Here is an 11,888-nt window from a genome sequence, read left to right as displayed (position 1 = left end):
GGCCCCTCAGAGGAACAGGCCGCGGCGCGCGAACAGAGGCGCGTCGCTGCTTTCGAACAAGGGTTCGACACCTTCGTGCAGGATGTCGATATCGCGCACCGCGCGGGAATCGCCCATCATCAACGGTGCACGCTGGTGCGGCGAGCGCGCCGAGAGTTCGAGAACGCGTGATCGCCCGTTGGACGCCGCGCCGCCCGCCCACTCCATGATCAGCGCCATCGGATGCGCTTCGTAGACCAGCCGCAGGCGGCCTTCGCGATAGGCGGGACGAGCATCGGCCGGATAGAGGAACACTCCGCCGCGCATCAGGATGCGATAGGCTTCCGCGACCAGTGATGCGACCCAGCGCATGTTGAAGTCGCGGCCGCGCGGACCGGCTGCGCCGGACAGGCATTCGTCCACGTAATCGCGCACCGCACCATTCCAATGCCGCTTGTTCGATGCGTTGATCGCGAATTCCGGCGAGTCCTGAGGAATCCGTAAGCCGGTCTTCGCGAGCACGAACTCCCGCAATGACGGATGGAACACGAACAGATCGACGCGCCCGTCGATTGCGAGCACCAGCGATGTCTGCGGTCCGTAGATGAAGAACCCCGCCGCGAGCTGGACAGTGCCCGGCTCGAAGAAGCTCGAAACGACATCGCGGCCTCGTGGCCTGATCGAGAAGATCGTACCGACCGAGATGTTGTTCTCGATGTTGGCCGAGCCGTCGAGCGGATCGATCGCGACACAAAGCGGCGCCGCCGCATCGAGCGTTTCCGGCGCATCGACCTCTTCGGACAGGATGCCGGCCACCGGTGCGTTCCGGAGAGCTTCACGCATGAGTCCATCGGCGATCAGATCGAGCGGCTTCTGGCTGTCGCCGTCGGAATTGGTTCCCGCTACACCGCCATTCCCTTCGGACAATGGCGCGATGGCGATCAGCCGAGAGAGATCGCGCGCCGCTCCAGCCAGCGCCACGATGACGGCGGCGCAGGAGGCCTCCGCGCCTTGCGCCGCAAGATGTGCCTGCAATGTCAGATGTCGGTCCATAAAGCCCCTCCCGTGCCGTCAGCCATCGTTGTTCGGGCTTGACGCTTGCGGCGTCTCGGCATCGCCGTCCGCCTATCAAGCCGCGAATTGCATAATTAGTGAAATTTCTTTATCTTTGGAACAACAAAAGAATTTTTTATGGTGGGAGAACAATGGCGAAGCGATTTTCGCGCGACCTGACGATCCGGCAGCTGCGTGCGCTCGCCGCGGTTCAGACCTCCGGTTCCGTGACCTCCGCGGCCGGCCGGCTTCACCTGACCCAGCCCGCGGTGACCCTGCAGATTCGCAACCTGCAGGAGCTTGCCGGCCTGCCGCTGATCCAACGCACCGCCGACGGCATGGTCCTGACGGATGCCGGGCGCAGCGTGCTCGCCTTGACCGAACGCGTCGAGGCTGCGCTGCTCGATTGCGAGCAGGAGCTCGAGATGATCGCCGGCCGCAGCGGCGGACGGGTGTCGATCGGCGCGGTCAGCACCGCAAAATATTTCGTGCCGTTCGCAATCGCCGAATTCTCCCGCCGCTTCCCGAAGATCGACGTGTCGCTGCGAGTGGGCAACCGCGACACGATCCGCGAGGCGCTGCGCGGCTACGATCTCGACATTGCGATCATGGGACGTCCGCCCGCCGACCTTCAGGTCGACATGCGGCCGCTCGGCAAGCATCCGCACGTCGTGATCGCATCCGCCAACCACTGGCTCGCGAAGAAGCGGCGGATTACTGCAGCCGATCTCGCCAGCGAAGTCTTCATCACTCGCGAGATCGGCTCCGGCACGCGCATGCTGATGGAGGACTTTTTCCGGAAGAACAGATTGCAGCCGAAGACCAGCATGGAGATGGACAGCAACGAAACCATCAAGCAGGCCGTGATCGCAGGCCTCGGCGTCGCCTTCATCTCGCAGCATACGGTCTCCCACGAGCTCGAAGAGGGCCGGTTGGTCGCGCTGAAAATCCCGGGGCTGCCGATCATTCGCCAGTGGCACGCCATCCGGCGGGCCGACAAGCTCTTGTTGCCCCCCGCCCAGGCCATGCTCGATTTCCTTGGCCGGGAGGGTGCGCGCTATTTGCCCGATGCCGCCAAGCCCTGACCACTCGCAAAAAGCTTCGTCCGCCTGATTGTCGGATATCCGACAGGCGCGGACGCGCCAGCGGCTACGGTCCACATCGCCCGCTGGCGCACCGACCGCCGAGGGCGGTTGACGATAACGCCGCATCCCATTTACCGTGGTATATACATAGTGATATAGCTTCACTGCTGATCAAGCTGGACGCTTCCCCGACAATGGAACGGCACTTGCACCGCTCTTCGGGTCGCCGATGGCAGCGTCGGCTTCGAGACATTGAGGCCCGGAGGCGATCGAGCCGCGACAGGCAACTGTCGGGTGCGGCGCCGGACCGGCGCGATGAATGAGGTTAATGTGATGAAACTGATCCGTTCGGTACTGGTCGCCGCCCTTTGCGCCACGACATGGCTGTTCACCAGCGCGGCCGCCTTTGCCGGCAGCGCCAACGTCGCGGTTGCCGCCAATTTCACCGAGCCGGCGAAGGAGATCGCGGCGCTGTTCAAGGCCAAGACCGGCCATGAGGTCGTGCTGAGCTTCGGCGCGTCGGGTCAGTTCTACACCCAGATCAAGGAGAACGCGCCCTTCGCCATCCTGCTGTCCGCCGACGATGAACGGCCGAAAAAGCTGGTCGCTGAAGGTCTCGGCGTGCCGGACAGCCGTTTCACCTATGCGATCGGCAAGCTCGTGCTTTGGAGCAAGGATCCGAATGCCGTGAAAGGCGAGGAGACGCTGAAGGCAGGCGCGTTCAACAAGCTCTCGATCGCCAATCCCACAGCCGCCCCCTATGGGGCCGCCGCGGTCGAGACCCTGAAGGCGCTCAAACTCTACGACACGGTGCAGCCCAAGATCGTGATGGGCAATACGATCTCGCAGGCCTTTCAGTTCGTGGACACCGGCAATGCCGAGATCGGCTTCGTCGCCCTGTCGCAGCTGATGCCCAATGCCGGCGGCTCGCGCTGGCTGGTGCCGCAAAATCTGTATACGGAGATTCGCCAGGACGCCGTGCTCTTGAAAACCTCCGCCGGTAACGAAGCCGCCACCGCGTTCCTCACCTTCCTGAGGAGCCCGGAGGCTCGCGCAGTAGTCGAGAAATACGGCTATGCTCTGGATCCGAAGTCGGGTTCGTAGGAGTTGGATGTATACTGATCGCCTGCGCATGTCGGCCACAGAGTTGGCCGCCCCCGTTGGAGAGCGGAAGACCCTGGGCTTGAGCGCGTCATGACTCTCTCCGGCGATATCTGGCAGCCGGTCCGGCTGACGCTGGAGCTTGCCTCGCTCACGACTGTCATTCTGATGATCGTGGGAACGCCCATCGCCTGGTGGCTCGCGCGCTCGAAACGCTGGTGGAAGGAAGCTATCGCCGCGCTGGTGGCGATCCCGCTCGTCCTGCCGCCGACTGTGCTCGGATTCTATCTCCTCGTGGCGCTGGGGCCGAATGGTCCTGGCGGCATGCTTGCGGCGCTATGGGGGGCCCGTACGCTGGCCTTCACATTCCCAGGGCTGGTGATCGGCTCCGTGCTGTTCTCGATGCCGTTTGTCGTGCAACCGATCCGCAACGCGTTCGAGGCGATGGGCGATAAGCCCATCGAAGCTGCGGCAACCTTGCGGGCCTCGCCCTGGCGGGCGTTCTGGACCGTCGCGGTGCCGCTCGCAAGCCCAGGCTTCCTCACCGGCGCCATTCTGGGCTTCGCCCACACGGTCGGCGAGTTCGGGGTGGTCTTGATGATCGGCGGCAACATCCCCGGCAAGACGAAGGTGCTGTCGGTCGCGATCTACGATTATGTCGAGACGTCGCAATGGACCGAGGCCTCGGTGCTCGCGCTCGGCATGGTGATCTTCTCCTTTTGCGTGATCCTCGCCATGATGCTGATCGAGAAGAAGGTCAGCCGATTAGCATCATGACGTCCAACACCATCAAGGTCGATTTTCGCGGGCTCCTTGGAAGCTTCGAACTGAACGCCCAATTCGAGCTGCCGGCGCGCGGCGTGATCGCCATCTTCGGTCCGTCGGGCTGCGGCAAGTCCGCGGTGATGCGCTGTATCGCGGGTCTGAACCGCATGAAGGCCGGGTTCTGTTCGGTTGCCGGCGATGTGTGGCAGGACGAAAAATCCTTCCGTCCGGTTTACCAGCGTCCGATCGGCTACGTGTTCCAGGAAGCCAATCTGTTTCCACACCTCTCGGTCCGCCGCAACCTGACGTACGGCCGTCCCGCGAAAACAGATCCCGGCGCGATCGCCTTCGACGAGGTCGTGGCGCTGCTCGGGATCGACCGGCACTTGGACCGCTCACCGCGCAACCTGTCCGGAGGCGAACGGCAGCGCGTCGCGATCGGCCGCGCATTGCTCAGCCAGCCCAAGCTCCTGCTGATGGACGAGCCGCTCTCGGCACTCGATCAGATGACCAAAGACGAGATCCTGCCCTATCTGGAGCGGCTGCACGGCGCGCTCGACCTGCCGATCCTCTATATCAGCCATGATATGGCGGAGGTCGAACGGCTCGCGGATCAGCTGGTACTGATGAAAAGCGGCCGTGTGATTGCGGCAGGATTGCTCACCGACCTGCAGGCTGATCTGGCGTTGCCGCTCGCAGTATCGCGCGATGCTGCAGTCAGCCTCGATGCAACGGTGGTCGCCCAAGACGAAGCCGATGGCATGACGACGCTGGCAGTGCCCGGCGGCCAATTCCTCTTACCCGCCGAGCCCCTGCGGATTGGCGACCATCGTCGTCTGCGGATCCTGGCCGACGACGTCAGCCTGGCCCGCGAGCAGCCCAGCCGGAGCACGATCGTCAATGTGCTCCGCGCCAAGATCCTGAGCATCCGCAGCCAGTCGGACCACCGGGTGACCGCGCTGCTCGGCCTCGGCCTCGACGGCAGCGGCGCACGTCTGCTCTCGCGCGTCACCCAACGCTCCTGGAAAGAGCTCGATCTCGCGGTGGGACTCGAAGTCTACGCTCAAGTCAAAGGTGTCGCGCTGGTACGCCGCGAACAGCCGTCCGTCTGACGCGCCGCAAATCCAAACGATCATATCGCTGTTATATCCGCGACAATATAGGATGCGTTGTTATATACGAGACAATACAGCTGGAACTCTCGAGAAAACACCAGACCAGCCGTTTCTGATGACAATCCAAATACTTAAGATCGCTCCCGACCGTTGGCGCGGTGCTTGCTATGAAGGATCTCGCAACACGAGGTCTCCCTATGAAGCCCGCCGCCGTCACCTGGCACCCCAACGCACCAAGACCCCTCGCGCTTGTGCTTGGCACAAACGAAATCGCCTCCGCCGTCGCGACCAAGCTCAATGACGCACGGTTTGCGGTGGTGATGTGTCACGACCCCTTTCCCCCGGTGATCCGCCGCGGCATGGCGTTTCACGACGTCTTGTTCGGCGAACGTCGCGAACTCGCAGGCATTGTCGGTGAGCGTGCCGAGGGGGTCGCCGACATCGTCCGGATTCATCGGGAGCCCGACCGCGTTGCCGTCACCGAGATGCATCTCACTGACATCATCGCCTTCCGCTATCCCGCAGTGATCGTCGACGGTCGCATGCAGAAGCGCCTCATAACGCCGGACCTGCGCGGCGTCGCCCGCGTCGCAGTCGGCATCGGACCGCACTTTGCGGTCGGCTTCAACTGCGACGTCGCGATCGAAACCCACCCATGCGCAACGGGGGCGATCATTTCACACGGCACGACGCAACTTGCGGACGGAAAGGCGCGCAGCCTCGGCGGTGCCGGCCGCGAACGCTTCGTCTATTCGGATCATGAGGGCATCTGGCACACGCCGGTCGATATCGGGACCCGCGTCTACAAGGGACTTCAGCTCGGCTCGCTCGGCGGAGTGCCCGTGTTTGCGCCGCTGGACGGTGCGCTCCGGGGCATTGCTCGTGACGGCTCGCGCGTGCCGGCAGATGTCAAGCTGCTGGAGATCGATCCGCGCGGTCGGCACGCATCCTGGAGCGGCATCGACGAGCGCGGCCATGCCATCGGCACCAGCGCGATCGCCGCGATCACCGCCATTATGCAGACCGACCGGAAGGCGGGCCGCGTCTCCGCCAACGCATGAGGAGAATTGCCATGGGTATTGCCGAGATCGCAACGTGTCAGATCGTGGCGCTGCAGGGTGCCGCCTCCGCAGTCATCCAGGGCATGCTGCACGACTTCGCGGCGCGTCTTTCTGCAACCGGCCTGCGGGTCGTCGGCGTGGTCGAGAGCGCAGCCGACCATGACCATCCGTGCAAATCCATGGTCCTGCGCAGCCTCGATGACGACCGTGTGTTCTCGATCTCGCAGGATCTCGGCCCCGGCTCACAGGCTTGCAGTCTCGCCCCCGAAGGACTTGCGCTCGCCTGCGCCGCGGTCCAGGAGCAGATCGCACGCGGCACCGACATCGTGATCCTGAGCAAGTTCGGCAAGCAGGAGGCGATGGGGCGCGGCCTGAGCGATGCCTTCGGCACCGCAATTGCCGCGGGGGTGCCGATCATCACATCGGTATCGCCGGCCTTGATGAGCGAATGGCGGAACTTCGCTGGCGAGTTTGGCCAATGCGTCCAGGCCGAGATCGCACAGCGCCCCGGTTGGCTCGAGGGGTGGTCGGGCCGGGTGGTGACAGCCTCCTACGCACGTGACATGATCAGGCCGGTCAACGACTGGATCGGCACCGGATGAAGGACGCGGCACAGATCGAACTGACGATCAATTTCGGCAATGGCGGCCGCCTCACGCCGGAGGATCTTCTGTTGATTGAGACGATCAGGAGAGAGCGCTCGATTCTCGGGGCAGCGCGCGCAAGCGGCATCTCCTACCGCAAATGCTGGCTGATGGTTGATGCGCTCAACCGCACCTTCGAGACCCCGGTGTTCGAGACCCATCCTGGACGGCGCGGCGGCGGAGCAGAAATCACGCCGTTCGGCGAGCGGCTGATCGCGCTGTACCGCTCGATGGAGCGGCGCACGCGCACGGCGACGACGGCCGCGCTCGGCGAGCTGCAGAAGGCTACTGATCCGGACTATCAGAAGCGGGCCAACGGCGTGGCCGAGGCAGCTCCGAAGGCCGAACCGCGCCGGGTCCGATCGCGACGCTCTTGATCATCGCCCAGGCCGACAGGCCGGCCTCGAGCGCCAGGCGCTCGACCGATTCCAGGGTCACCAACGCGTGTAGCCGCGTTGCGCCGAGACCAAGCGTGACTCGGACGTAAGGCGCCTCCAGCGGCAGGATCTCCTCGATTTTCCCGGGCAGGCGGTTGGTAATGGAAACGTCCATCGGACGCGACAACGCGATCGAGACGTCGCGCGCTTCGATCGTCACCGACACACCCGCGTCGACCGGCGCATCGACCATCGGCACCCGCAACTCGCCGTCGGCAAAGAACAGCGTCGACATCCCGTATTGTGGGTCGTGTCGCAGCACCCGCGCCGGCACTGTCGTGCTCAGAACAGTGGAAGCAGCCGCCACAGGCAACGGTTGACCGGTCATCATCATCTCGACAGCGCGAGGCCGTCGTTCTCAGAGGCAAAGCCAGAACGCGATATCATCGACGCACTCTGCCGCATTGTCAGGCTGTAGGCAAATCAACAGGCCTGTCCCGAAGGCGACAGCGGCCAGGCGGCTTCCTGAGCTGTTTCGCCCATAATACAGCTGGCATGACGATTGCTCCATGAGCACCGCCACGGCATGTGCCGGACAATACGCCAGCGTCCCGTTTCGCGCGGCTCATGCTATATTGACATGGATATAACTTGCGGAGTTCTGCCATGAGTCATTCCGCGCTCCCTCTCCTCTCCCGTCGCAGCCTCGTTGCCGGTGCGGCGCTGGCCGCCCTGCCGCTTGGACGCAGCCTCGCCAAGGTGGTGCCCGGCCTTGAGATCCTGGGGGCGCCGACGGGCGCCACCATTACGCTGGTGCGGGCGCTCGCCTCCGGCGCATTGTCATCGGCGGCACCTGAAGCAACGTTCCGACTCTGGCGGGACACCGACGATCTGCGCGCCGCTGTCGTCAGCGGCCATACCAAACTGTTCTCCACGCCGACCCATGTACCCGCCAACCTCGCCAATCGCGGCATGCCGTTGAAGCTGTTGTGCCTGCTCGGCATGGGGCACCTCACGGTGGTCGCCGAAGACGAGAGGATCAAGAGCTTCGCCGATCTCGCCGGGCAGCCGGTGCTCGGCTTTTTCCGGAACGACATGCCGGATCTGGTCTTCCGCGCCTGTGCCAAGATGGAGGGCCTCGACCCGGACGAGGACCTCAAATTGTCTTATGTGCAGACCGGGATGGAGGCGGCACAAATGCTGGCGGCGGGGCGCGCCACGGCCGCGATCCTGTCGGAGCCGCCAGCCACCGCCGCGATCATGATGGCCGCTCAACAGGGCCGCACGCTTCATCGCGCCATCAGCCTGCAACAGGTCTGGACCAAGCACGGCGCCAAGAATGGCGCTACGACTGGCATTCCCATGGTCGGTGTCGCCGTGCATGCCAGCCTGCTCGACGATTCGCCGGAGCTGATCAATGCGCTGCGCAAGAGCCTGCCGCAGGCGAAGGATTGGGTCCTGGCGAACCGCAGCGAGGCCGCAGCCCTGGCCGAGGCCAAGATGCAGATGCGCCCGATGATCTTCGAGAAGGCGCTGGAGCATTTCAACATGAGCATCGTTCCGGCGGAAGCCGCACGTACCGAACTCACCCGGTTCTACCAAGCCATCCTCGATCTTGCGCCCGACGCGCTGGCAGGCAAGCTGCCGGGCGACGATTTTTATCTGGCACCGTGACCATTCCGGGACGCATCCTGTGGGGAACGGCCGGGCTCGCGACCGTGTGGGTGGCGTGGGAGTTCGGGTCCCGTGCATTCGGTCCGCTGGTGCTGCCTCGACCTTCGGATGCAGCATGGAAGCTGCTGACTCTGACCGAAAGCGGAGAGGTTAGCGCGGCCTTGAAGCTCACGGCCGTGCAGTCGCTGACCGGTTGGAGCTGCGGCTGCGTTCTCGGCACGGGTCTCGCCGCTATCGCGGCAGCATCGCGACGTCTCCGCTTTGCACTGAGGCCGGTTACGACAGCCTTTCTCGGCGTTCCACCGGTCGCCTGGCTCGTGCTCGCCTTTCTCTGGTTCGGGGCGTCGGGCTTCATGCCGGCCTTCACGGTCGCGATCACGATTTTCCCGGTTCTCTTCCTCTCGGCCTTGCAAGGGCTCGATGCGCGCGATCCGGGCCTTGCCGAAATGGCGCGGCTCTATCACGCATCGCGCCGGCAGACATGGATCGACATCGACTTGCCGCAACTGCTCGACCATCTTGTGCCGGCAGCTGCAACCGCGCTCGGCTTCGCCTGGAAGGTCTGCATCATGTCGGAGGTGATGGGGAGCGGGACGGGGATTGGTGGCCGGCTGGCGACCGCCCGCGCCCATCTCGACCTGGCGGAAACGATGGCCTGGATCATTCTCGTGATGCTGCTGGTGCTGGCCTGCGACTTCGCATTGGTTGCTCCGCTCCGTCTGTGGGCGGCGACACGGCGTGCGCCCAGCTTCGAGGCAGGCTGACGCATGCTCCGGATCGAGAACCTCGCCATGCACTTTGCCGACGTAGCCGTGATCCACAGCCTGACGCTTACAGTGCGATCCGGCGAATTCGTTGCCGTACTTGGCCCGTCCGGTTGCGGCAAAACCACGCTGCTGCGGCTTGCAGCCGGCGTGCTCCATCCAAGCGCCGGGACCGTCGGCAACAGCTTCCGGCGCAGCGCGTTCGTGTTCCAAGATGCGCGTCTTGCGGGGTGGATGACCGCGCTCGAAAATGCGGGCTTCGGCCTGAAAGCCGCTGGAATGGCGAGGAGCGCGCGGGAAACCGCCGCGACTCGCATCCTGCTTCGGCTGGGGCTGGAGACTGCCGACCTCGCCAAGCGACCGCACGCATTATCCGGCGGCATGCGTCAACGCGTTGGCCTCGCGCGTGCGCTTGCCGTGGCGCCGGATCTGTTATTGTTGGACGAGCCGTTCTCGGCGCTCGATGTTGGCCTGCGGCGAGATATGCAGCGGCTGATCCGAAACGAGGTCGACACGGCCGGCATCGCTGCCCTGCTGGTCACTCACGACGTCGCCGAGGCCGTACGTCTCGCCGATCGCATCGTTGTGCTGTCGCCTCGCCCCGGACGGATCGTCGCAGAACTGCTCAACCATCCCTGCGACGACGAGGCGTTGATGTTCGAATCCGCGGCGAAGCTGTTGCGCACGCCAGGCGTCGAACAAGCCCTGCTCCGGACTGGGCCGCCGCGACGCCAGAGATCCCTTACATATGCCGCCGAAGGATAGGACGGCTTACGGCCGGTCGTGATCGTACAACACACGCACCCGGATCGTGCCGTCGACCGCCCGCAGCTCGGCGAGCAGTGCCTCGCCCTCCCCGCCGACCACGTCGGTTTCCAGCACGACATAGCCGACTTCCGGATCGGTCTGCAGATATTGCGCCAGGATATTGATGTTGTGGCGAGACACGGCTTCGTTGATCTGGCGGAGCACGCCCGGCACGTTGCGATGGACGTGGATGAAACGCGTGCCCGTCGGGCGCGCCGGCAGCTGCACCTGCGGAAAATTCACCGCACCAAAGGTCGAGCCGACGTCGGAATAGTCGATCAGCTTGCGCGCGACCTCGCCGCCGATCCGGTCCTGCGCTTCCTCGGTGGAACCACCGATGTGAGGCGTGAGGATCACGTTGGGCAGACCCTGCAGCGGCGAGACGAATGGATCGGCGTTCGAGGCCGGCTCAACCGGGAAGACGTCGACCGCGGCACCGGCGAGCTTGCCTTCGCGCAGCGCGCTTGCAAGCGCCTCGATATCCACCACCGTACCGCGCGAATTGTTGATCAGATAGGCGCCATCCTTCATGTGCCTGATCTGCCGCTCGCCGATCATGTTCGCGGTGGCCGGCGTCTCCGGCACATGCAGCGTGACCACATCGCTCATGGCCAACAGCTCGTCGAGGCTCTCGACCGGCTCGGTGTTGCCATGACGAAGCTTGTCGGTGAGATCGTGAAAGATCACGCGCATGCCCATCGCCTCGGCGAGGTTCGATAGTTGCGAACCGATATTGCCGTAGCCGACGATGCCGAGCGTCTTGCCGCGGACCTCACGGCTGCCCGCCGCCGACTTGTCCCAGCCGCCAGCATGCGCCGAGACTGAACGCGGGAAGATGCGGCGGAACAGCATCACGACTTCGGCGATGGTGAGTTCCGCGACGCTGCGCGTGTTCGAATACGGCGCATTGAACACGGGAATGCCGAGCCGCTTCGCCGCGTCGAGATCGACCTGGTTGGTCCCGACGGAAAAGCAGCCGACCACCATCAGGCGATCGGCAGCCTCCAGCACTTCGGCGGTCAGATGGGTCCGCGAGCGAATGCCGAGCATGTGCACGCCGGACAGCATCCGCTTCAGTTCGGCCGCGCCGAGCGCCTTGGGCAGCCGGTCCACCTCGGTATAGCCGTTGGCCTCGAACATGCGAACGGCGGAGTCGTTCACGCCCTCCAGGAGCAGGACACGAATTTTTTGTTTCGGCAGCGATAGCGGCATGGGCGTACCTGAATCAGTCTTCGGTTTGCGACAGTGTAGCGGTTCTGACACCCGCCAAGCGTTAAACTTCACGGACGGCGCTGCCGCAAGGCGCTTTCTGTCGCTTTCTCAAGCCGTTGTCTACAGCGCGCCGGATTTTCACCGGCAATGCAAGATCAGCACCGTCCTGATGTGACCGCAGCGCAGCAATCATAGATTGCTTTCTGGCATGATGACAAATCTCGCGCGCAGAACTAGCCTCCTGTCTCAAC

The 11,888-nt window shown here is 64.1% G+C and carries 13 protein-coding genes; 10 read left to right on the top strand and 3 right to left on the bottom strand.

Going from position 1 to position 11,888, the window contains the following annotated elements; all coding sequences use genetic code 11:
- Positions 1–6 precede the first annotated feature (6 nt).
- Positions 7–1,032, bottom strand: coding sequence for a class 1 fructose-bisphosphatase (locus QX071_RS11365; RefSeq protein ID WP_315700727.1), 1,026 nt, complete (start codon positions 1,030–1,032; stop codon positions 7–9).
- A 152-nt stretch (positions 1,033–1,184) separates the two neighbouring features.
- On the opposite strand from QX071_RS11365, the gene QX071_RS11360 reads away from it, so the two are divergent.
- The 7 genes from QX071_RS11360 to QX071_RS11330 all read left to right on the top strand — a co-directional run bounded on the left by QX071_RS11360 (position 1,185) and on the right by QX071_RS11330 (position 7,180).
- Positions 1,185–2,117, top strand: coding sequence for a LysR family transcriptional regulator (locus QX071_RS11360; protein WP_315700728.1), 933 nt, complete (start codon positions 1,185–1,187; stop codon positions 2,115–2,117).
- A 333-nt stretch (positions 2,118–2,450) separates the two neighbouring features.
- The gene (gene modA / locus QX071_RS11355; protein ID WP_315700729.1) at positions 2,451–3,221 is read left to right on the top strand and encodes a molybdate ABC transporter substrate-binding protein; all 771 of its coding nucleotides are present in this window, start codon (positions 2,451–2,453) and stop codon (positions 3,219–3,221) included.
- Between the two features lie 90 nt (positions 3,222–3,311).
- Positions 3,312–3,995: a molybdate ABC transporter permease subunit gene (gene modB, locus QX071_RS11350; RefSeq protein ID WP_315700730.1), complete on the top strand. Its 684-nt coding sequence runs from the start codon at positions 3,312–3,314 to the stop codon at positions 3,993–3,995.
- A complete protein-coding gene (modC, locus tag QX071_RS11345) occupies positions 3,992–5,095 on the top strand; it encodes a molybdenum ABC transporter ATP-binding protein (RefSeq protein WP_315700731.1) in 1,104 nt (367 codons plus the stop codon). The genes modB and modC overlap by 4 nt, the downstream gene beginning before the upstream one ends.
- A gap of 200 nt (positions 5,096–5,295) precedes the next feature.
- A complete protein-coding gene (locus tag QX071_RS11340) occupies positions 5,296–6,159 on the top strand; it encodes a xanthine dehydrogenase (protein WP_315700732.1) in 864 nt (287 codons plus the stop codon).
- A gap of 11 nt (positions 6,160–6,170) precedes the next feature.
- A complete protein-coding gene (locus QX071_RS11335) occupies positions 6,171–6,761 on the top strand; it encodes a DUF2478 domain-containing protein (protein ID WP_315700733.1) in 591 nt (196 codons plus the stop codon).
- On the top strand, positions 6,758–7,180 hold the full coding sequence (locus QX071_RS11330) for a winged helix-turn-helix domain-containing protein (RefSeq protein ID WP_315700734.1): 423 nt from the start codon (positions 6,758–6,760) through the stop codon (positions 7,178–7,180). The genes QX071_RS11335 and QX071_RS11330 overlap by 4 nt, the downstream gene beginning before the upstream one ends.
- On the opposite strand, the gene QX071_RS11325 is transcribed toward QX071_RS11330, so the two are convergent.
- The gene (locus QX071_RS11325; RefSeq protein WP_315700735.1) at positions 7,089–7,568 is read right to left on the bottom strand and encodes a TOBE domain-containing protein; all 480 of its coding nucleotides are present in this window, start codon (positions 7,566–7,568) and stop codon (positions 7,089–7,091) included. The genes QX071_RS11330 and QX071_RS11325 overlap by 92 nt on opposite strands.
- 278 nt (positions 7,569–7,846) lie before the next feature.
- On the opposite strand from QX071_RS11325, the gene QX071_RS11320 reads away from it, so the two are divergent.
- The 3 genes from QX071_RS11320 to QX071_RS11310 are packed head-to-tail and all read left to right on the top strand — an operon-like array spanning position 7,847 to position 10,383.
- Positions 7,847–8,854, top strand: a complete 1,008-nt coding sequence (locus tag QX071_RS11320; RefSeq protein ID WP_315700736.1) for an ABC transporter substrate-binding protein — start codon at positions 7,847–7,849, stop codon at positions 8,852–8,854.
- Positions 8,851–9,618 (top strand): ABC transporter permease, encoded by a 768-nt coding sequence (locus QX071_RS11315; protein ID WP_315700737.1) that lies wholly within the window; start codon positions 8,851–8,853, stop codon positions 9,616–9,618. The genes QX071_RS11320 and QX071_RS11315 overlap by 4 nt, the downstream gene beginning before the upstream one ends.
- A gap of 3 nt (positions 9,619–9,621) precedes the next feature.
- A complete protein-coding gene (locus QX071_RS11310) occupies positions 9,622–10,383 on the top strand; it encodes an ABC transporter ATP-binding protein (RefSeq protein ID WP_315700738.1) in 762 nt (253 codons plus the stop codon).
- Between the two features lie 6 nt (positions 10,384–10,389).
- Here the strand turns inward: QX071_RS11310 and serA are convergent, their stop codons facing one another.
- Positions 10,390–11,637, bottom strand: a complete 1,248-nt coding sequence (gene serA, locus QX071_RS11305) for a phosphoglycerate dehydrogenase (RefSeq protein ID WP_315700739.1) — start codon at positions 11,635–11,637, stop codon at positions 10,390–10,392.
- Between the last annotated feature and the right edge of the window lie 251 nt (positions 11,638–11,888).

The sequence above is a fragment of the Bradyrhizobium sp. SZCCHNS1022 genome (assembly GCF_032484835.1).
Taxonomy (GTDB): Bacteria; Pseudomonadota; Alphaproteobacteria; order Rhizobiales; family Xanthobacteraceae; genus Bradyrhizobium.
Note: the sequence above shows the minus strand (reverse complement) of the source record. Positions and strands in the feature narration are given on the sequence as shown.